Source organism: Nocardia sp. NPDC050408 (assembly GCF_044458905.1).
GTDB lineage: Bacteria > Actinomycetota > Actinomycetes > Mycobacteriales > Mycobacteriaceae > Nocardia.
Genome location: NZ_JBITIL010000033.1, coordinates 1 through 20,480 on the forward strand (window position 1 = coordinate 1; position 20,480 = coordinate 20,480).

20 protein-coding genes and 2 pseudogenes are annotated in these 20,480 nt (G+C 63.7%); 9 read left to right on the forward strand and 13 right to left on the reverse strand.

All coding sequences use genetic code 11. The annotated features are described in order from the left end of the window. Window positions 1-238: 238 nt before the first annotated feature. Window positions 239-520 (reverse strand): annotated as a pseudogene (locus ACIBJI_RS40575) (hypothetical protein); the annotation flags it as partial. 2 nt (window positions 521-522) lie between these two features. Next, on the reverse strand, window positions 523-1,809 hold the full coding sequence (locus tag ACIBJI_RS40580) for an SMI1/KNR4 family protein (protein WP_397088422.1): 1,287 nt from the start codon (window positions 1,807-1,809) through the stop codon (window positions 523-525). Between the two features lie 348 nt (window positions 1,810-2,157). On the opposite strand from ACIBJI_RS40580, the gene ACIBJI_RS40585 reads away from it, so the two are divergent. After that, window positions 2,158-2,520 (forward strand): GFA family protein, encoded by a 363-nt coding sequence (locus tag ACIBJI_RS40585; protein WP_364360002.1) that lies wholly within the window; start codon window positions 2,158-2,160, stop codon window positions 2,518-2,520. 74 nt (window positions 2,521-2,594) lie between these two features. On the opposite strand, the gene ACIBJI_RS40590 is transcribed toward ACIBJI_RS40585, so the two are convergent. The 3 genes from ACIBJI_RS40590 to ACIBJI_RS40600 form a co-directional block, all read right to left on the reverse strand. Then, window positions 2,595-2,948, reverse strand: coding sequence for a hypothetical protein (locus ACIBJI_RS40590; RefSeq protein ID WP_397088424.1), 354 nt, complete (start codon window positions 2,946-2,948; stop codon window positions 2,595-2,597). A gap of 1 nt (window position 2,949) precedes the next feature. Beyond that, window positions 2,950-3,126 (reverse strand): hypothetical protein, encoded by a 177-nt coding sequence (locus ACIBJI_RS40595; RefSeq protein ID WP_397088426.1) that lies wholly within the window; start codon window positions 3,124-3,126, stop codon window positions 2,950-2,952. A gap of 215 nt (window positions 3,127-3,341) precedes the next feature. Next, a complete protein-coding gene (locus ACIBJI_RS40600; RefSeq protein WP_397088428.1) occupies window positions 3,342-4,232 on the reverse strand; it encodes a LysR family transcriptional regulator in 891 nt (296 codons plus the stop codon). A gap of 186 nt (window positions 4,233-4,418) precedes the next feature. Here ACIBJI_RS40600 and ACIBJI_RS40605 point away from each other — a divergent pair, with 186 nt between their 5' ends. The 4 genes from ACIBJI_RS40605 (at window position 4,419) to ACIBJI_RS40620 (ending at window position 7,526) form a co-directional block, all read left to right on the forward strand. After that, window positions 4,419-5,042 (forward strand): NADPH-dependent F420 reductase, encoded by a 624-nt coding sequence (locus ACIBJI_RS40605; protein ID WP_396956511.1) that lies wholly within the window; start codon window positions 4,419-4,421, stop codon window positions 5,040-5,042. Between the two features lie 36 nt (window positions 5,043-5,078). Beyond that, window positions 5,079-6,014, forward strand: coding sequence for an SDR family oxidoreductase (locus ACIBJI_RS40610; protein ID WP_364360017.1), 936 nt, complete (start codon window positions 5,079-5,081; stop codon window positions 6,012-6,014). Window positions 6,015-6,122: 108 nt separating this feature from the next. Next, on the forward strand, window positions 6,123-6,857 hold the full coding sequence (locus ACIBJI_RS40615; protein ID WP_397088431.1) for an SDR family NAD(P)-dependent oxidoreductase: 735 nt from the start codon (window positions 6,123-6,125) through the stop codon (window positions 6,855-6,857). Between the two features lie 45 nt (window positions 6,858-6,902). Continuing rightward, the gene (locus tag ACIBJI_RS40620; protein ID WP_397088433.1) at window positions 6,903-7,526 is read left to right on the forward strand and encodes an NADPH-dependent F420 reductase; all 624 of its coding nucleotides are present in this window, start codon (window positions 6,903-6,905) and stop codon (window positions 7,524-7,526) included. Window positions 7,527-7,581: 55 nt separating this feature from the next. Here ACIBJI_RS40620 and ACIBJI_RS40625 read toward each other — a convergent pair whose 3' ends face one another. Then, window positions 7,582-8,076, reverse strand: a complete 495-nt coding sequence (locus ACIBJI_RS40625) for an HIT family protein (RefSeq protein WP_397088434.1) — start codon at window positions 8,074-8,076, stop codon at window positions 7,582-7,584. 57 nt (window positions 8,077-8,133) lie between these two features. On the opposite strand from ACIBJI_RS40625, the pseudogene ACIBJI_RS40630 reads away from it, so the two are divergent. From ACIBJI_RS40630 to ACIBJI_RS40640, 3 genes and pseudogenes are all read left to right on the forward strand, one after another. Beyond that, window positions 8,134-8,390, forward strand: a pseudogene (locus ACIBJI_RS40630) (IS256 family transposase); the annotation flags it as partial. Between the two features lie 323 nt (window positions 8,391-8,713). Further along, window positions 8,714-9,298 carry a dihydrofolate reductase family protein gene (locus tag ACIBJI_RS40635; protein ID WP_364360026.1) on the forward strand — a complete coding sequence of 195 codons (585 nt, stop codon included), beginning with the start codon at window positions 8,714-8,716 and terminating at the stop codon, window positions 9,296-9,298. Beyond that, on the forward strand, window positions 9,295-9,708 hold the full coding sequence (locus ACIBJI_RS40640) for a VOC family protein (RefSeq protein WP_364360029.1): 414 nt from the start codon (window positions 9,295-9,297) through the stop codon (window positions 9,706-9,708). Before ACIBJI_RS40635 ends, ACIBJI_RS40640 begins: the two co-directional genes overlap by 4 nt. Window positions 9,709-10,165: 457 nt before the next feature. On the opposite strand, the gene ACIBJI_RS40645 is transcribed toward ACIBJI_RS40640, so the two are convergent. Then, on the reverse strand, window positions 10,166-11,125 hold the full coding sequence (locus tag ACIBJI_RS40645) for a hypothetical protein (RefSeq protein WP_397088437.1): 960 nt from the start codon (window positions 11,123-11,125) through the stop codon (window positions 10,166-10,168). 452 nt (window positions 11,126-11,577) lie between these two features. Here ACIBJI_RS40645 and ACIBJI_RS40650 point away from each other — a divergent pair, with 452 nt between their 5' ends. Then, entirely contained in the window at window positions 11,578-12,189 is a 612-nt protein-coding gene (locus tag ACIBJI_RS40650) for a hypothetical protein (protein WP_397088439.1), read from the forward strand. Between the two features lie 885 nt (window positions 12,190-13,074). On the opposite strand, the gene ACIBJI_RS40655 is transcribed toward ACIBJI_RS40650, so the two are convergent. The 6 genes from ACIBJI_RS40655 to ACIBJI_RS40680 form a co-directional block, all read right to left on the reverse strand. Then, window positions 13,075-13,695, reverse strand: a complete 621-nt coding sequence (locus ACIBJI_RS40655; protein WP_397088441.1) for a hypothetical protein — start codon at window positions 13,693-13,695, stop codon at window positions 13,075-13,077. Window positions 13,696-13,816: 121 nt separating this feature from the next. Continuing rightward, a complete protein-coding gene (locus tag ACIBJI_RS40660; RefSeq protein ID WP_364358715.1) occupies window positions 13,817-15,355 on the reverse strand; it encodes an MFS transporter in 1,539 nt (512 codons plus the stop codon). Window positions 15,356-15,384: 29 nt separating this feature from the next. Then, window positions 15,385-17,646, reverse strand: a complete 2,262-nt coding sequence (locus ACIBJI_RS40665) for a hypothetical protein (RefSeq protein WP_364358712.1) — start codon at window positions 17,644-17,646, stop codon at window positions 15,385-15,387. A 449-nt stretch (window positions 17,647-18,095) separates the two neighbouring features. Then, window positions 18,096-18,572 carry a substrate-binding domain-containing protein gene (locus tag ACIBJI_RS40670; protein WP_397088443.1) on the reverse strand — a complete coding sequence of 159 codons (477 nt, stop codon included), beginning with the start codon at window positions 18,570-18,572 and terminating at the stop codon, window positions 18,096-18,098. Between the two features lie 70 nt (window positions 18,573-18,642). Beyond that, window positions 18,643-19,287 carry a hypothetical protein gene (locus ACIBJI_RS40675; protein WP_364358706.1) on the reverse strand — a complete coding sequence of 215 codons (645 nt, stop codon included), beginning with the start codon at window positions 19,285-19,287 and terminating at the stop codon, window positions 18,643-18,645. Beyond that, a complete protein-coding gene (locus ACIBJI_RS40680) occupies window positions 19,284-20,462 on the reverse strand; it encodes a cytochrome P450 (RefSeq protein ID WP_397088445.1) in 1,179 nt (392 codons plus the stop codon). The genes ACIBJI_RS40675 and ACIBJI_RS40680 overlap by 4 nt, the downstream gene beginning before the upstream one ends. Between the last annotated feature and the right edge of the window lie 18 nt (window positions 20,463-20,480).

Below are 20,480 nucleotides of genomic sequence, written 5' to 3' on the forward strand. Positions count from 1 at the left end.
CCCCGGGCCGGCACCGCGATCGGCATCCAGCTGCCGATCGTTGGCGTCCGCCACGGACAACGGTCACCGGCTTGACTTTTCAGATTCCACAGAATTGCGCGGTTCACGTTGCCTTCGACAGCACCGCTACTCCATTCCAGCGTGAGGCCGTTACGGACAGCACCATAGTCTTCGGCTCTTGGCTACGAACCGATGTATCCTCTTGCTGGACAAGGCATTTACGATGTGCACGGACGACGCGGTCAACCGCTGTAGTGAGGTTGTGAAGCAGATGCCAACGGTCCGCGACCTGGATCGCGGCGGGGGCACCGCGGCTGGCGCCGTCGGCGTAGGGACCGCCGCGGTCCGGCAGACGACCCGGACCTCTGGATGTATCGACAGTGATCGTGCCGTAGATTCGTCCCCGGCGGATGGCGAAATCGTCGAACCAGTGACAGAACCGATTCGGTCTGCTCGGGATGCCGACACTACCGGCTACCGTTTCCGATGCTGCGCGATGTCGGGGGCGGTTTGCTCGCGGGGTCAGCGGCCATTCCGCGGTTTACTCAACAACGCGCGGCCGCGTTCTGGGGTGAGGCTGCACGCCACAACAGGGTCGGCGAGCAGCGCGATCGGGGCGATGTGATCTGGAGTGCGGGGCTGCCATTGCGTCATCGCGGTCTCGAGCGCATGCCACAGTGCCGTTGGGGCGGAGTGGTGTTGCGCGAGCGCGTTTCGCACCGCGGTGTCGAATGCCTGGTTTCCGTAGGTGAGCCGGTAGCCGGGCTGCTGTATCCGCGCTCGGTGCTCGTCGATGGCACGTCCGATCTCGAGTCCGGGGTCGTTTTGTGTGATTTCGAGGATCTGGGCAACTTCGAGTGCGGAGTACTGCGAGTGCTCATTGTCGGCGTGTTGCTGGGCGCGTTCGAGTGCTACGCGGTGCCCGGTACGTGCGCGGTCTGCCAGGTACTGGGCATTTTCGAGCGCGGAGCCATACCAGGGTTCTTTATGTGCGTGTTGCAGGAACATGCACGGCAGGAACTCTTCGGTGAACAGTGAACCGGTGAAGAATCCGTCCGGGACGGGCGCCGGAGGTAGCAGATGTGAAAGAAGCCGGGAGGCCTCGTACGGGGAGGAGTTGGCGAGGGACATCTGGAGCTGGACTCGTAAGACTGTGGCGCGTGGCCGGCCGAAATGTTGGGCTTTTTCCAGGGCCACCATGGCTGTGTCGATGTCTCCGGAAAGTGCCTCGCTCCGAGCCTGTTCCACCGCCAGATCCCAGCTGTCTCGAGTCTTGCCCGCCGGCTGACGTATTTGATGAAAGCCTAGGTATAGCGATTCCATGAGGGCAGTGAACGACGGATATCGCCGCGGAAATTCAGCCCAGGAAAACACGCTGTAGGCGGCCCACTCGCCGTTCTCGTCACGGTCGGCCGGGTCGAGGAACAGGACCCCGGCGTCGGCGTGAAGCGAGATCAGTAGCCCGCGACTGAACGGGTTACCCGGCGCGTCGACCGGAGCCTCGGTGACCAGGTCGGCCCACGACTCCCAGGCCGGTTCGAGGTCACGCAGCCATCCCAGATTGGTGGTGTCACGCATCTTCCGCACGAATTCCCCGGCATGGCGCCATCCATCGGTGGTTAGCAGGAAGCTGCGATACGAGGGCGGCAATCTCAGGCCGAGGCGCTCCTCGGCCGCTGCGACGTCGGCCTCGGCGGCTGGGGCGTAGCCGAGCCAGCGCTGCTGCACCACCTCGGGCTCCAGGTCACCGGGATCACTGGCGGTGATCCGTTCCTCGCTCCACAGCTCCAGCCACGGTCTCCAGTTCATTCCATGAACGCTACGAATAGCCTCCGACAAGTTCGGCATGCGTGCGGGCCGAGATCGTGGTGAGAGGAGCTACTGGTCCTGCTTCGACATGTCCGCACATGCCGCAGGGCGGGCGTTCCGGAACGCGGTATCCGCCAATCAGAAGGGCGTCCACTCCTGTCCGGCCATCGGAGATTCCACGACTGGCGACCTCGCGGTCTTCCACGGCGGCGAACGGCAGCGTGGCAGAGTGGTTGGTGCCTGCTCCGCGCGGAGGCTGTTCGAGGTTGAGGGCAGCGTCGTCGTTCGCGCATACGAGCATGAGCACCCCTACTCATTCACGCCTTGTGCGTAACGACGAGGAGTCAAGTGAACGGCGGCTGTCTCTGTGGCAATATCCGGTTCTCTGCGGCCGGAGACCCCGATTTCCCGCACCTGTGCTCGTGTGAGCACTGCCAGCGGCTTTCGGGTGCCCCGGTCATGTCATGGGTATCTTTTCCCGAGGAAGGATTCGAGTGGACCGGCCCGGGCGGGGAACCGACCTGGTTCGAGACGTTCCCGCAGATATGCCGCGGGTTCTGCCCAGTCTGCGGATCAAGCGTGGCATCCAAAGGTGATGAGGCCGGCTTGGTCGGGGTCACGCTGGTCAGCCTCGACGATCACAGCGGCCTCATTCCTGAGCGGCAAAGCTTCAAGGACAATGCGGTTCCGTGGCTGGTCCCGCTGGGCTGAACCGCGAAATCTGCGCATCGACACCCTGCATGGGACAGGTCATTCTCTGACTTGTCCCATGCAGGCATCGTCGTTCAGCTTGCGCGGGGCGGTGGTGGTTCCAAGGTGATCATCGTGGGTCCGGCGGGGGGCAGGCGCGCTAATCGTTCTGTCTCCGAACGCTTTTGCCGGAGGAAGGACAATGTGAGATCGATGCCGTCGATCTCACTGAGCCAAGCCTCTCGCTCGGCTCGCTCTCGGCGGCCGAGCAGGTCGTCTTCGATCTCGGCCAGTCGCGAAAGCATCTTCGGGTTGATGTTGAGCATCGGGCACCGGATGCACGCGTGCTCATGCTGGCAGCCAGTGCCATATGGTCGGGCGCAGCCGCCGAGTTCGACCTTGCGCTTATCGAAGTGCTCCTCGAATTCTGCCCACTCTTCGGTTGTCACATCACGGTATTCGTCGGATGGGCGCATCTGACGCCGCTTGGTGTGCCCGATAGTGCTGAATAACGTCTTCGTCGAATACTGCGACGTAGCCGCGGAAGGTCTCCAACTCCAAATGACCAAGTAGCGCCGCGCCGATATAGATCGGGAGCCCGCTGTTAGCGAGTTCGGTCGCGAACAATCTTCGGTAGTCATGTGGCCGTAGGGGAGGTTCTTGAATGCCGGGTGGACCGACGAGAGCTCAGTGTATGTGTTGATGAGCCATCTCAGAACTCCGCCGCGGCTCAGGACGAGACGGTGAGCGCCACTTGGCGCGCCGCCCGGGGTCGGCGACGACCTCTCCGGGCTGCCCGCACTGCTCGACGAATTCCTCCGAAGCCGAGACCTCCCCGTCGCCTAATTCGCGGTCTGCCACATTGTGTAGTTTCCACATTCCGCGGTGATCTCGGCCGTTTCCTGCGCCGCGGCGAAGAAGTCGTCGACCAGTCGCGAGGTGCGCGATTCCGCCACCGCGAGGCACACCTGTTCAGGCGCCAGTTCCGGGATCGGCACATAGCTGATGTCGGGACGTGAGTAGAACACGGTCTCCGACCGCCCGACGAACGAGATGCCCCGGCCTGCCGCGACGTGCTCGAGCTTCTCCTCCACCCCGCGCGCCCTGAGTCCGGAGTCGGGGTGCGGGCGCCTGGTGGGCCGCGTACTCGGGTCGGCATGCCAGATCACCGGCTCACCGTCCAGGTCGGCCTCGGCGAGTTCCTCCTTGCCGGCCAACCGGTGGTCGGCGGGCAGCGCCACCATGAGTGGCTCGGTGTAGAGCGGGGTCAGGTGTAGCCCGGTCTCGTCGACCGGCAGCCGCACGTAGCCGACGTCGACACGGCCATCCAGCAGCATCAGAGCCTGGTCGTCCCATTCCATCCGCTGCACGTCCACGACCACGTCCGGGTTCCGGGCCTCGAACGCCCGCGCCGCCGGGATGACCGGGATGCCGGTCCGGAAGCCGACGACCAACCGCTGGCTCCCGCGGCCGGCCACGGACACCCGGCGCCGGACCGCGCGCACTGAGGCGAGCAGCGGGCCGGCGTCGTCCAGCAGCTGTCGGCCCGCGTCGGTCAGCTCCACGCCATGAGTGTCCCTGGTGAACAGCGCGGCACCGAGATCCTTTTCCAGAGCGCGGATTTGGCGACTGAGTACCGGTTGCGCGATGTGCAGCTCCTCGGCGGCGCGGCCGAAATGCAGCCGGTCGGCGACAGCGACGAAGTAGCGCAGCTTGCGCAGGTCCAGATCCATGGAACCTCCCGGTCCGGCAATGCCCCCAAGGTATCACCACGGCTGAAAGAGGTCTTGGACACGCACTCTGACCGGTGACATCGTCAAAGGGGCGCAAGCGAATTCGGTCGAAGAATTCCGGATCGGATTTCTACAAGGACGAGGCGAGAACGCCGTCCTGTCCAGCTTTCAGAAAGCAGGCACATCATGAGCAGCGTCAGTTTCATCGGCCTGGGCGGAATGGCCGACGCCATAGCGGCTCGCGCGGTCGCGGGCGGCAACTCCGTCGAGCTCGTCGGCCGCGACACGGGCAAGGCCAAGGGTCTGGCTGCCGAGCTCGGCGGCGGAGCCACGGTAGGGACGTTCGGCACCGTCCCTGCCGGCGACATCGTCGTCCTCGCCGTGCCATACACCAGCGCCGTCGCGGTCGTCACAAAGTACGGGGATGCGCTGGCCGGCAAGGTCATCATCGACATCTCCAACACCTTCGACGCCGACGCCACCGGGCTCGTCACGCCTGACGGCACGTCCGGAGCGCAGGAGATCGCCAAGGCCGCCCCGGCGAGCGCACACGTCGTGAAGGCGTTCAACACCGTCTTCGGCCACGTCCTGGCCCAGGACCGTCGGCTGGACGTGCTCTTCGCCGGAGACGACGCGCGGGCCAAGGTCGGCGTGGCGACGTTCATCGAGAGCCTCGGGCTGCGTCCGCTCGACGTCGGCGGCCTGGAGATGGCCCGCTGGCTGGAAGGTGTCGGGCCGCTGCTGATGGGCCTGGCCCGCCACGGCGCGGGGACCTTCGACATCGCCCTCGGCGTCGACGTTCTCGATTGAGCTCACCCACATCACCTACCCACACAAGGACACAGCGTGCGCGTTTTCGTCGCTGGCGGGACCGGCCATTCCGGTTCGTACATCATTCCCGAGCTCGTCGCCGCCGGGCACGAGGTCACTGCCCTGGCTCGGTCGGACACCGCCGCGGCGGCAGTGTCCACGCTCGGCGCGAAGGTACATCTCGGCGACCTTCAGGACCTCGACGGGCTGAAGGAGGCGGCCGCGGACTCCGACGGCGTCATCCACGTCGCGCACAGGCAGGACCTGCTTCCCTCCGGCGGGATCGACGCCGTGGCCGCCGCGGAGCTCCCGATCATGCTCGCGTACGGCGAGGCATTGGCGGGCACCGGGAAGCCGCTGGTCGCAGCGGGGAGCATCGGCTCGCCGGGGAACTTGGGCCGGCCGGCCACCGAGGACGACCCGGCCCTTCCCGTCGGCGACGAGCACAGGGGCACCCTGCGGGCCCGTAACGTCGTGGAGACCGCCGTGGTCGGCCTCGCCGAGCGGGGAGTGCGGGCATCGATCGTGCGGCTTGCCAACATCGCACACAGCACCACCGATCATTCCGGCTTCCTCGCGCAGCTGATCGCGCTCGCGAAGGAGAAGGGCTTCGCCGGCTACCCCGGAGACGGCGCGAACCTGTGGAACGCCGTGCACGTCCGCGACGGCGCCACCGTGTTCCGGCTGGCGCTGGAGAAGGGTCCGGCCGGCAGGTACTGGCACGCGGTCGGGGACGGGGCCATCCCGCTCCGCGAGATCGCCGAGGCCATTGGCAGCCGTCTGGGCCTGCCCGTCGTGAGCGTTCCCATGGACGAGCTGATGGTGCCGGGGTACTTCGGGTTCCTCGCGAACATCGTCACACAGAGCTACCCGGCCTCCAACCTCGTCACTCGCCGAACCCTCGGCTGGGAACCCGTGCAGCCCAGCCTGCTCGCCGATCTGGACAACGGCCACTACTTCTCCGCCAACTGACGGCACGGACCCCGATCGCGGCGGGTCCGGCAAACGACAAGGCTTCGCTCTTCTGAGCGTCCTCAACATCCGGCTGTTCCGGGTATTCATAAATTCAAGGGAGTGATCGTGGGAAAGCTCGATGGCAAGGTAGCGGTGATCACCGGCGGATCAACCGGCATGGCGCTGGCCGGCGCCGAGTTGTTCGTAGACGAAGGAGCTCATGTCTTCATCATGGGCCGGCGGCAGGACGCGCTGGACGACGCCGTCGAGCAGATCGGCCGGAACGTGACCGCCGTGCAGGGCGATGTGGCCGACCTGAACGACCTCGACCGTTTGTACGACACGGTCAAGAAGGAAAAGGGCTCCATCGACGTCCTGTGGGCAAGCGCCGGAATGGGCGAGCCGGGCAAGCTCGGCGAGATCACCGAGGAGCAGTTCCATGCCGCCTTCTGGCTGAACGCGCGCGGGACGCTGTTCACGGTGCAGAAGGCGCTGCCGCTGATCAACGACGAGGGCTCGATCTTCATGACCGGGTCGAACGCTTCGCTCGGGGCCTTCCCCGGGTGGAGCCTGTACGCGGGGAGCAAGGCGGTGCAGCAGGCCTGGGCCCGCGTGTGGCTAAACGAGTTGAAGGACAGGCGGATCCGGGTGAACGTACTGACCCCCGGCCAGGTCGCCACTGCGAAGCAGGAGGAACTGTTCGACGAGGAGACCAAGGCGGCGTTCGAGTCGCTGATCCCGCGGCGAAAGATGGGCCGCCCCGAAGAGATCGCGGCGATCGCGCTGTTCCTCGCCTCGGACGACTCGAGCTATGTGAATGGGCTGGAGCTGGTTGCCGACGGCGGCACCACGGCGATCTGACCGCGAGACAACGGCCGACGCACTGGGCCTGAGAAAGGACACATCATGAGCAGCATCAGCATCATCGGCTCGGGGAACATGGCCGGCGCCATCGGCACCCTGGCAATCAAGGGCGGCAACACCGTCGAGGTGATCGGCCGCGACGCGGCCAAATCCGCGGCCCTGGCCAAATCACTCGGCGGCGGCGCCACAGCCGGAACATTCGGTGCCGCCCCGGCCGGCGACATCGTCATCCTCGCGGTGCTGTTCGACAGCGCCGTGCAGGCCGTCCACGAGTTCGGGGACGCGCTGGCCGGGAAGATCATCGTCGACATCACCAACCCCTTCAACGCCACCGGCACCGGGCTGGCCGTCCCGCACGACACCTCCATCGCGCAAAGGGTGGCCGAGGCCGCGCCCACGAGCGCACATGTCGTGAAGGCGTTCAACACCCTTTTCCTCCACGTCCTGGCCAAAGGCGACCCGGCGGACGTGTTCATGGCCGGCGACGATGCGCAAGCCAAGGCGAGCGTGTCAGCGTTCGTCGAGAGCCTCGGACTGCGCCCACGGGACACCGGCGACCTGAGCATGGCCCACTGGGTAGAGGGAGCGGGCGTGTTGACGATGGGCTTGGCCCGCAACGGCGTCGGGAACTTCGACTTCTCCCTCGGCATCAACAACCTCGGCTGAGCCGCCGCCACATCCGGCACGCGGCCTGCCTCGTCCGGAGAGTTTCTTGTAGCAGTCAGCATGGCAGCGAGGGTGAAAAGGCGCTGAACAGATCGCCGTGACACTCGCCCTCATCGACGTTGGACCCCATCGAGAACAGGTACAGGCGTTCAGGATTCATCGCTTCGGCGACACCTCTGGCCACTGTGTGGACAGCTGATTGCAGTCGCAGATATTTCTGTGGCGTCAGGTCGCGCACGACATCTTCGACGTGTCGGCGCGGCACCACCAACACATATCCGGGCAGCGTCGGATATGTGTTCAGGAAACCCATGTGTTCGCCGTCGTCATAGACGGTCTCATGCTCGAAACCAGGTGTCCCGGCGAGGAACTCGCAGATGAAACACCCTTCGGTGCGCACCCGTGTCTCGTAGCCGGCGATGTCCATCGGGACGCGTCGCCGCCGCATCTCGGCTGCGGTGGCGGTTGGCGCCTGGGGTTTGGTGGCGATCAGATGGAAGAACCGGGCGCCCTCCAGGTACGGGCGGCGGTCGGCCACAGCGTTCTCCAACCGCAGCAGCTTGTCGAAGAACGCGGGGTCGTGCTTGGCTTCGTCGTCGGCGATCAGGTCGCATCGACCTTCGCGTCGGTACGGTTGCCGACCAAGGTCACCAAGGGGCCGGGCTCCCGCGCGGCGGGAATCGCCATGGCCTACAAAGCTGATCGAGTCCGCACAGGCCCCGCTGGCGCAAGGTCAACGCCCGCGAACTCGTCGCGCTCGTCCGCAACGGGGCGCTGTTCCACAAGGGCAAACTGCTCGAACGCCCCCGTGACATCACCCCGACATCGATCGGCCCGGCCGACACCGCAACAGAGGTCGCCTGAGATAATTCCTCCGACCTTCGTCACCGTCCGGCTGTGAACCAAGGTCACCAAGGGCGCTGGCTCCCGCGCGGCAGCCTTGGCTATGTGTTCAGGCTGGTCGAGCCCGCCCATACCTGCTGGCAGGCCGTGCACGCGGCCCCGCCTGGTTGCCCTCCTGCGGGCCGGCGCTTGCTTCGAACGCGGTCGGCTCGCCGAACGCCCGAGGCTCACGCAGCCCGAATCACCGCCACTGATCGACTGCTCTGAATTTACCCCTCGCCAAGCCGATGAGTTTGCCTGCTGTCGGGAGTCTTCCTCATCGACGCCACATTATGGAGGACAGAATGAGCAATCCGATTCGGCTGTACATGTCGATGTCGCTCGACGGCTACATCGCCGGCCCGGACGATCGACCGGGCCAGGAACTCGGACGTGCCGGTGGACGCCTTTTCAACTGGCTCGACGACCGGGAATCCGACGGTCCCAGCGGACAGGTCTATCGCGAGGCGCTGGCGACCGGCGCGCTGATCGCCGGCCGTCGGACCTTCGAACTCGCCAAGCGTTGGCACGGCGACCATCACGACGGTGTGCCGATTTTCGTCCTCACCCACCATCTGGATGACGGGGACGTGCCACTCGGCCACGCGCGATTCGTCACCGACGTCGAGGACTGCGCCCGTCAGGCTCGCACGGCCGCCGGGGACCGACCGGTCATGGTCCACGGGGCAGGCGCGGCCCAAGCGCTCCTGCGGGCCGGGCAGATCGACGAGATGGAGATCCACCTGGTTCCGGTCCTCCTCGGGCAGGGCCGACGACTGTTCGACCACCTCGGTGGCGATCACATCGAACTCGAACTCGTCCGACGGCTCGAGGATCGAGACGTCACCCACCTGCGCTACCAGGTGCGCCGGACCGGGGAGCCCGCGTGAAGACGCTGTTCGTCTCCTACCGCGTCACCGACCTGGACCGCTCACTCGATTTCTACACCGCCCTGGGCTACGCCGAGCTGGGCCGGGTCGACCCCGGCGATGGCAGTCACCTCGTGATCCTCGCGTTCCCCGGCGAACCGGCGGCCTCACTGGAACTGGTCCACCGCCCCGCCGGCGGACGCGTCGACGTGGGTAGCGGTTTCGACCACCTCGCGATCCAGGTGGACGCTCTTGCCGCCACCCTGCAGCGGCTGACCGACGCCGGCCTCGAGCCCGGACCTGTTCAGTACCCAGGCGGGCCTCACGGCCCGAAGACGTCGTGGCTCACCGACCCGGATGGCTACCGGATCGAGTTGGTGCAGTGGCCGCCTCGACACCCCGACGGCATCACCGCCGCGGACTTCTCCTGAGCAGTCCGGTGAGCGGAGTGAAGAAGCTCCGCTTTCGGGCGGGCGCGCGGCAAGGCGCCATCCCCATCCACAGATTTTGACAATTACTCCAGCGCAGCCGGCGAGACGGGCGTTCATCCCGGAAGTGAACGGGAAGTACCGGCCACTTGCATCCCCGTGATTGCCGATCGCGCTCGGCAGGCTGAGTGCGTCATGCGCTCGAGCCCGAGTAGGAGGCTATTTCGAACCCCGGCGTAACGGGTTTCGGTCGGGTTCGGGGTGTCACGACGCGATCGAGGCCATGTATCAGGTCGTCAAGGCAAATGGTGCGAACGGATACGCGGCGACACCCGTGTCGTGGACATCGATGTGTCTGAGTTATTCACTGCCACAATGCATGTCATCCCAACAGGGGCCACAGCTGGCGGGATCGGGAGCTTTCTGATGTACTGCTGCCTGATAGCCCGGTGGGACTACATTATTTCGGGTGATCCGGGCTATACGTCGATCTTGCCACCTCGGTTAACCCTTTTGTTTGCAAACTATTCATCGATGACAAGAGGTTTCGAAGTCGCAAGGTGAGAATTCTCCATCGTGCTCGTCGATTCGACCGTCGCACCGGACTGGTTTCGGGGATTTGCTGTATTGCGGGCGGCAGTACCGGCTCTGAGGCCGGCGTAGCCGGGTCCTGTTTGGGTGGAGTCTTTCCTGCCTTCGCGATGACCTCTCTGGCCGCGTCCTCGGCGCGGTTGCGATGCCGCATACCCGAAGCACAGAAACACAAGAAGAACACGAACATTGCGATTCCTAGACCGAATTCCGTCCAAAGGAGTGCCCACTGGATGTATCTCCAATCGTGGGCGACTGATTGTCCGAAGGCGGCATAGATACCTACTGCATCGACAATTCCAGTGAATCCCAAGACCAGTAGAGCGGCAAGAGCGTAGTAGAGATTGAGTAAAGAGGCGTGCCAGCGATTCGCATGCCCAGCGTTGTAGAAAAGCTCCGTTGCGTGGAGTCCGATTGCCACTTTGCGAAGATCGACGTCCATATTTCGATGAAACTTGCTGGCCTGCAGAGCCTTATGCGAAGCCGGGAGCGGCTGACTGGACACGTAGTCGTCCAAGCCGGGATAGATCAGCTGCTCCAGGGTGCGGACAGAAGTGGCACGCAGCCCCTGATTGAAGCTGTGGACCGTATAGAAGACTAGGAGGAGTAGCGCGGGCAAGGGTGCGGCGACTATCACCAATGGCGTTGGTACTGGTGACTTTCCGATGAGCGTGGTGACGACCCCGACGTAGGCGAGCATCCCTGTGACTTGCGTGAAGCCGGCGCTCATCAGCGAGGCACCGTCCGAACGCTCCGAGGCGTACCAGCCGAGCAGAATCTTCAGTGCATCTTCGCCCGGCGGAAACGACTTGGATGGCCCTGACGTCATCGTTGTATTCTCGACCGGCTGCGCTCAGTTCGCAGCTATCGCTTCCATGATGGCGATAAACCGCGACGAATGGGCGCGGTGATACTGCCGCCATGGGTGATGGGAGGCAGCCTTCCGTAAGGTAGGCGGCTAACGTCCGATCCCGGGAGCCATGCCAGCACAGAGGTGGACTGGTCGCCGCCCAAGTAGGACCCATCGGGGGCCTCGATCGCGTTTGTGCCACCCAGATGTTGACGTGGTCTGCCGCAGCGGTCGCTGTCGGTGCTGTCGGCAGAGGACTCGTGTTCTGCCAGGCTCGTGTCGGTCAAGTGATCTATACATCGGACTTGGAAGGGTTATGCCGTGGAAACTGGGGTCTGAGCTGCGTCTCTACGCTCCTGCAGCGAGTTGTCCATCGATCTCTCTTTCCGTGGTACACCTGGCTAGAGCAAGGTCGCCAGATCAATGTCAGTGTGCAGGTTTTGGATGCGGTTGCGCGGACGTTGTCGTTGGATGCGGCGGAGAAGGCGCATTTGTATCGGTTGGCGGATGTGCCGACGGTGCCGTCTGCGCATGCGGGAACGGCTCTGCCGGAGGAGCTTCAGGTGATTTTGGATCATTTGGCGCCGTTGCCGGGTGTGGTGCTCAGCCCGCGTTATGACGTGTTGGCGCACAATAAGTCGTATGAGGCGCTGTGCCCGGGTTTCGTCAAGGGCGAGCGTAATGTGGCTCGTCGGGTGTTTCTGACTCCGGAGTGCTGCAACACCTATCACCACAATTGGGATGACTTGCGGCGCATGGTCGGTTACCTGCGTGGCTCCTATGCGAAGAACCTCGGTGATCCCGGGTGGGAAGATTTCATCTCTGAGTTGTGTGCTGAGAGTGAGGCTTTCGCGTCGTTGTGGGCTCGTAATGATGTTGCGGTTCCGGCGAGTCGGACGAAGCAGATTCGTAATTTGGCGGTGGGGGAGTTGGAGATGTTCTTGACGAGCATGTCTCTGCCCTCGCTTCCGCATGCGTGGATGCAGATCTATACCCCGGTCGATGAGGTGGCGTGGGGGAAGTGGGTGAGTTGTTGGCGATGAGTGAGGAAGAGCGCCAACGGCCTTGGATCGAGCATCGCGAGCAGTATCATGCTGCCGCGGGTTAGCGGGGGGCTCGTTGGGTGAGCTGCGGTGGACAATGGTGTCGAGGTGATGGTCCGGAGGGGCACGGAGGATCATCGTTGTGGCGGAGCGGGCACGGTCGGCACAGGGCGCTCATTGGTCTGACGCGTAGCCGCCGTGCCACCAGTGGCGCAGTATGGCGAGTTGCCGTTCGGTGAGGGGCCAGTTCTTCGGCGGTCCATTTGCGGCGGTGCTCGGCGTTGTCGGTCAACGGTTGCTCGCTGGTGAGGTATCCGCTTGTTGCCGATCGTGGTGGCGAAGATCGCGCTGGCGTATTGCGTTTCGGCTTCGGCTCAGTGGTGGGCCCGCCATGTGCCGGGACATCGATCCGTATCCAGCCATTGCCGGACAACCTTTCCGAGGAAAACGAGGGGGCGGTCCGTGACCTGCGAGGCGGGTTCCGCGCAGTCATCGGTGACGTCGGAGAGGCGCAGACACGAGTTCGGCGGTGGCGACACGCTCGGTGATCAATCTCTCCTGATCAGGTCATCTTCTCGATCGCCCTCCTTGCATGCCGCAAGCTCGCTCAGGTAGCTGAATAGGGCCGCGGACGCTGCCCCCCGTTCCTGCACCGACGCGGTAAGGCTGAGCATGATCAAGGTGTCGCGCTGGAAGAACTGGTGATCGGAGTAGGGAACACCGAGCAGCAGGCAGATCACCAGAGCTCGGCCGTCGACCGCAGCAATTCATCTTGACTCGGTACACCCGCCGAACTCACCCCAACATTCTGCTCGAGGCCGGGAACTCACCGCACGAAAAATACCAACCACCTAGCGTGATCGAGCAGAAGCAGGGGCCCTTGGCTCAGCCAGTGCTGTGGCGTGACTTCGTTCTCCGAACCCATTGCGCGGTCGCCGCGATGGCCGAGAACATCGCCGTCGCACCGGCCAGCAGCGCGGTATCGGTGAGTTTCGCGGTCGAGAACTCGACCTTCCGTAGCCCTGGCACTGGATATTGTCCGTTGCCCGAGGCCCATCGGATCACGTAGCCGACTTGGGTCCCCGGGTCGGTGGGCGGACCGGAGCCGATCATGGAGCGCAGCTCTGGTCCCCTCCCGTTGAGATAGACCAACGTGAACGCGATGAACAGCGCCACAGCTACTGCGGAAGCGGTCGTCAAACCGGCAAGGGCATTGGTGCGCGCCCGGATATTGATCAACGCGGCGAAGATGGTCAGGAAGATCGCGATGGTGGCGAGGATGGCCCACTTGCCGCTGAGGTTGGAGTGGGCCGGTGGATTCTTCGACCAGAGACCCACGAGCGTGGTGGTGATGTGGGTTTGGCCGAAGGCATTGCTCCAGATCGTGCCGTCGGGGCCGCCCGTGGCGAGCCACGGCTTGAACAGCAGGGTGAATGTGATGCTGCTTCCGACTGCGGCGCACAGGTAACCCCAGTTGTCACGGAGCAGGGTCGCCAGTGGTTGCACCCTCGCGCGGAGTTTGGCGAAGCCGACCCGGCGTCTCCGAGTACCGCCCGCGGAGCTTGGCGTCGACCCTGCGTGTTGCTGCCGGTCTCGACTCGCTCGCCAAGGAGTTGGCTGCATCATCTCACTGATCCCTGTTCATTGGAGCGGTATATGACGTGCCGTCAGATATCGGCTCGCTGTTGGTAGGCGCAGATTGTTCCGATGGTTTCGCCACGGACAGCGGATCCGCGATGTCCTCCAGGGACCGACCTTCGGCGTTCACGCCGAAGAACCAGGCGACCAGACCACCGAAGATCATGAACCCGGCGCCGATGAGGTACCCCACTGTGAGCGGGAACCGGTCGGGACTCGGGTTGTCGGCGCCACCTACCAGATGTCCGAAGAGGAACGGCGCTACGACCCCGCCAGCGCCCTGCGCAATGGCGAAGAAGAACGAGATGGCTTGACCGCGCAATTCCAGCGGGAAGATCTCGCTGACTGTGAGATAAGCAGAGGACGCACCCGCCGAGGCGAAGAAGAAGATGACACACCAGAAGAGAGTCTGGGTGGTGGCGTCGAGAATGCCCGCATTGAATGCCCACGCGGAAACGAAAAGCAGGAAACCGGAGCCCAGATAGGTCGCGCAGATCATCTTCCGGCGACCGATACTGTCGAAGAGCGGGCCAAGTATCAATGGGCCGATCAAGTTACCGATCGCGAACGGGAAGAAATAGTATCCCGTGTGATCGGCTGGGACATCGTAGAAATTGATCAGCACCAAACCAACGGTGAAGAAGATCGCGTTGTACAGAAATGCCTGCGTGGCCATCATCGTGAAGCCGAGGAAGGAACGCGATGGGTAGCGGCCGAAGAAGATCCGAGCCATCTGGATATAGGAGAGCCGGTCGGTATCGACGATGTCGAGAGCTTTGCTGTCGTCGACCGGAGGCAGTTCGATGCCCTGCCCGCGGACTTGCGCTTCGATCTCATCGACGGTGCGTTCGGCTTCGGCGGCCCGGCCGTGGGTGAGCAGCCAGCGCGGGCTTTCGGGAATGTGGCGGCGCACGAAGATGATGATGAGTCCGAGGGCGGGTCCGATGAAGAAGCCGAGCCGCCATCCCCATTCGGTTGGCACGAATCGCTCGTTGAACAGGATCAGGCTGGCCGCCGCGCCCATTGCCGCGCCGCCCCAATAGGTTCCGTTGATCGCGATGTCCACGCGGCCCCGATACCTGGACGGCATGATTTCGTCGATGGCCGAGTTGATCGCGGTGTATTCGCCGCCGATTCCGGTGCCTGCGATGAAGCGGAACAGATACAGCGACCAGGAACTCCAGGCGAACCCGGCGAGACCACTGCCGATCAGGTAGATCGCCAGGGTTAGGATGAACAGTCGCTTGCGGCCTAGCCGGTCGGTGAGCCGGCCGAAGACGAGCGCGCCGACGACCTGTCCCGCCAGATACCACGACGCCATCGCGCCGACCTGCCCACTCGTCAGGTGAAGGGTGCCGTCATGCTGCAGGGGCCCGCCCATACTGCTGACGATCTGGATCTCGATACCGTCCAGAATCCAGGACACACCGAGACCGACGACAATGAGCCAGTGGAACTTCGTCCACGGTAGCCGGTCCATCCGGGCGGGCACGAGGCTCCGGATTACTTCTTTTTGCGATGTTGTCATTTGGCGATCACCCAACTTGTCGAATGAAATTAATTTGTCCACGGACCTATATTGGAACCTGCTAGCCGCAGATCGACATATGCGGCCCTATTCTTCCGCTGTATCGCTTGCTCGCGAATATTTTGATCGTCCGGGGTTCGGTAGTATTGTTCTCCCGTTGCAGATAGATCCCTGGAAAGCCGGTACGCAATGTATCTGCGGGTGTCCTCATCGGCTTGCGCAAACCTATTTGGTGTTACGACATTCTGAAATTCGTCGTATGTCGCGTAGTTTCGCCGCACCGTATCCCAGACCAATGGATTGGTTTCCCAATCCGCATCACTGCGATTGCGCATGGGCCGGGGGCTGAGGCGGTAGAACAGTGCCGCGGATTCTGCAAATTGGGCATTGTGGGCGTTTCGCTCGGCGACGCCGTATTGCCGGGAGTTTTCGGCCAGGTCCAAGGCGGCGGCAACTCGTTTCAGTGGACCGTATTCCATCGGGTTATCCTCGGCGGACTGCATGGTACGGGCATGAGCCTCGGCCGCCCATCTTCGACTTTCCCTGGGAAAGCGGGCGACAGCGAGGGCACCCATGGCGTCGGCGCGGTCGGCACCGAGACTGAGGATGGTCGTCATCGCTGCCGCAGCGGCTCGCGCGTTGGTGCCGTCGAAGTCGTCCACGGCAGCCCTGGCGGCCGCATCGTGCGCATTCTTTCCCAAGGTGAGTCGGGCCATCCAGCTTCCAGCGGCCCGCTGCGGTACGTTTCCCCGAAGCAATTCGTAATTCAGATAATTCATTTCTTGCATGTGCTTCGAGTAGTACGTCAAAGGCGATGACCGACCGAACATAAAGGACGCTACGGGGTTCGCGTTGAATTCGGCGATACCACGCAGTGCCGTTCCCATGGCGTGGCCCGGTGACAGCGAGTAGCGCAGGCTCGACTCGCCGATCCCGGTGGATGGGCCGCCAGCCGGGGCCGGCCTGCCCTCGAGCGCCGCACGAATCTTCTCGGCGGTCCGGCTCTGGCCACCGAGCAGGCTGAGATCGAGACGTCGCAGCAGTACGAAGCCTGCGATCAGCACGACCCCACCGACGAAGATCGCGGCCATACCGCTGTCGGGTGCCGATCTGAAGACATGGTCCAGCACAAGGGTGTAGCAACCGAGGTATGTGGTGTAGACCACCAGCGCTCCGGCATCGCCGACCATGCCGGCCAGATTGCGCACCAGAAATGCCTGAGTGGGGCCGTATATGAACCCGCCTGCGGCGAAACCGAAAACGGTGAGGATCGCGTGGAAGACCGACGACAGTGCGGCGAGCAAGATTTTGATCGAAAGGTAGGACATGAACAGCAGGAGAATGGTGCCGAAAATAAGAAGTGTCAGCCCGGTGCCGACCTGCCCTGGGCTCGGATTCATGATCTTGGCGTGGGCATAGGCGTCGCCGCAGTCGCGCATCCCGTGTGCGACCTGCGATTCACTGCCCGCCAGGATTCCGGACGACCAGGCCGTGCGACATCTCGGCGAATCGTCAATGACATGACCGAAATTCCATAACTGCAGCGGATGTCGAGCGAAATTGTCGGCCAAGGTGCTGTTCAGGTCGGCGACAATGGATCTGGAGTCCGGGTTGGAGTCGCCGTTGAGCCCCGCCGCGACCGAGATCCCGACGTCGCGCCCCTGGGCCAGCAGGCCGTTCGGCGACAGCACAGCGGCCAGCGGATGCGCGAGAAAGCCGACGCCGGCCACTGCGACCACCAGCATGACCACCACCTGTAGTACAGCCTTGGCGTGGTATCCGCGGACGACGAACCAAGCCACGAAGAATGCGCCGATCGATGCCGCCGCGGCCAGCACGATCGGGGTCGCGATCTGATCCCGTAGGCCGTCGGCGAGTGCGTTCAACGGCGTGCTGAGCCAATCGAGCCAGCGAAAGCTCACCACGAAGCCGGTCAGCCAGATCGCACTGATCACGATGACCATGAATACCGTGAAAAGCAGGCCCAGTATGGTCGCAAGCACCGCGTCCCGCGGGTGGAAAATGCTGCCCCCGTCGGTGGCGAACAGGTAGTCCGACAACGGAATTCCGGACGAGTCGCGGATATCCGTCCAGGCCAGCCCATCGATCGCGGATGTGCTCCTGCCGCCGGTAATCGTGTCCGCGCGCCCGACGGCAGCGCCGCCCGAGAGGGGCCAGATCGCCAGCAGAATCAGCAAGCTGATGAGGAGACGGACGGTGATGCGCCGGGGGCGGGTGGCGGCGGCCCAGACCCGACATCGTCGAAGTACGGCCCGTGGCGACCAGCTCATCGGATCCCATCCCTTGGACAGGTGACGAAGGGAGTCCGAATCAAGTCTCGGCAAGTGCTGTCGCATGTGGCTTCACCTCGCGCGAGTCTGGGGTGCCAGGTTGCATATTGGTTACGTCATCGTTGACGCACCATTAAACGTGCCGTTACTTGTTGGCTCAATGTATCGCGGCGTAACGGGTACTTTTGAGCAGTGGATAAGGGGGTCGTGAGAGCCCACCTGAGCCACGGCACACCAGTCGATTTGGATGCTCGTGTTCGCCCGGGCTGCCGCGCGGAAGGTGGCTGAACGAATTGGCTTGTGCGGGCGCCACGGCCGTGGTGGGTGCCGCTGCAACCGGCACGCCGGGCGATTGCTGCAGCACCGAACTGCCACTTCACCAGATCCGGCGCCGGTGCGGCCCCCGCGGAGCTTGCCCGGCGCATGAAACCGGCCAGGAGGCGAACAAACTATCGATCGGGAAGGATCTCTCCCGACCCTCGGGCGATGAGATGCACGGGCAAGGTGCTGGTCTGGGGCGCGGAGTCGTCTCCGTTGATACGTGCGAGGAGACGCTCGGTTGCGATTCTGCCCATGGCCGTGACGTTGGGGCCCACGACAGTGACCGCTGGGAGCAGCATGTCGGCGAGTTCGAAGTCGTCGAATCCGATCACCGCTCGCTCGTTGCTGAGTTGACGCACGTGCAGAGACCGGATGGTTCCGATAGTGCACCGATTGTTGAGTGCGAAGAAGACGGTCGGCGGGTCTGCCAGTTCGAGCAACTCATCGACGACTGCTTGTGCTTCGACAGTTTTCTCTACGCGGAGGCGAATGCGGTCTGTATCGGCACGAAATCGATAGTCCTCGAGCGCCGCATGGAAACGGCGCGACGTTCTGAGACCGTGTACAGGGATGCGGAGGCTCCGACGGCAGCGAGCCTCACGCACCGCGCATGGCTGCCGTGCTGCAGAACCATCAGCTTGCTGCAGCTGCCTGCCGGGCTGATGGGGACGCGGTTCAGCCTCGAGCGGGGGCGTGCCGCACGCTCCGCACCACGATCGCGCCGTAATCGCGGCTTGGCGGGTCCGGATAGTAGTTGGGGACGATGTGGCTTCGGTCGGGCACCAGATAGTTGTGCCCTCGGTACATCTCCAAGAAGGGATCGACCAGGCAGCCGCCGAGTGTGCGTAACACGTAGTCGGGGGCGTCTATCTCGCCGAAACGGCGGCAGTATGCGTCGTAGCCGGGGATCTTTGCTCCGGTGAGGACATAATCCAGTCCGTAGCGCTCGGCCAGCTCGACTGGGGTTTCCATCATCACCGCGTATGCTGTGCCGCCGCGTGCGGTGCGCTTCAGTGAGCCGGAAGCCAGGTAGATGGCGTTCGCGGTGTCCAGATCGATGACCGGATAGTAACCGTGACCGGTCACCGTGTCCCAATCGCTGAGTTCGGAAATGCGGTCCGCCTCATACCGCATGGGGAAGCCCATCAAGGTGCCGACGACCTCGCCGTGCTGTTCGAAGATCCAGAACCCCTCGGGATACGCACGAAGGCGAGCTGTCATCTGGTCACGGCTCGCTCGCTGAGATTCCTCCCAGTCTTGCTCGACAGCCATGATCTCGTCCAGGTCGTCCAACGTCGCCTGCCGCACCAGGATCGTCATCGTATCCCCCAGGTCACGGGAAGTTGCTCCAGGCCGTGCACGAATACGCCATCCTTCCATCGCAATGTATCGGGATCGACCGCGAACTCCAGTCGGGGGAAGCGCCGCACCACGGCGCTGATCGCGACCGTCGCCTCCAGTCTTGCCAGTGCGGCCCCGAGGCAGAAGTGCGGTCCGAGGCCGAACCCCAAGTGCCGGTTCGGTGTTCGGGTGATGTCGAACCGTTCGGGTTCGGGAAACTGCGCGTCATCATGATGTGCCGACAGCAGCGACGCGACGACCATTTCCTCGGCTGGAATGACCATGCCCCGGAATTCGACATCGGTCAGCGAAAAGGCACCGGTGCTGTTCTTCACCGGAGGGCAGTATCGCACCACCTCCTCGATCGCCGGTTCGATGAGTGCTGGTGTGGCACGCAGCCGCATCAGTTCCGCGGGATTCCGTAGCAGCGCCCACGCCGCGTTGCCGATGAGGTTTCCCGTCGTTTCGAAACCCGCGGCGATGAGCAAGAAGATCATGCTCATCAGTTCCACCGGCGACAGCCGGTCACGATGAGTCTGCGCCTCGATCAACGCACTGGTGAGGTCGTCGCGGCGCTGTCGGCGGCGTATCTCGAGGAATTCCTCGAGATACTGCTGGAACTCGATCGCCATGGTGCGCAGCGCGTCGAAATCTCCCTCCGACGGCGGAGCGATCAGGATCCTGGTCCACTCCCGGAACCGCTCCTGGTCTTCGATCGGTATCCCGATCAGCTCGGCTAGGACGGTGATCGGCAGCCGGAAGGCCAGTGCATCGAGCAGGTCCACCGAGTCCTGCTGCTCGGCCTGGTCGAGCAGCCTGTCGGTGGCTGCGGCGACGTATGGACGGAGCTCGATGATCCGGTGCGGAGTGAACGCCTTGGCGACCAGGGCACGCAATCTTGTGTGCTCCGGGGGATCGGCGTAGAGCATGTGCTTGTCCAGCTGGTCGAATTCGGTCACCCGGAAGTACCTGGATCGCGCCGCGTCGGACAGCTTCCGCTTGTCCTTGCTGAAACGATTGTCGCGGAGCAGTTCGACGACGTCGGCGTAGCGGGTCACACGCCACTCGGGTGCTTGCTGGTGCGGGTTGAACAGGCGGATGATCGGCGCCTCGGACCGCATCCGCGCCAGTGTCGGCAGGGGATCGACACGCATCTGTTCACCCCACAGGTC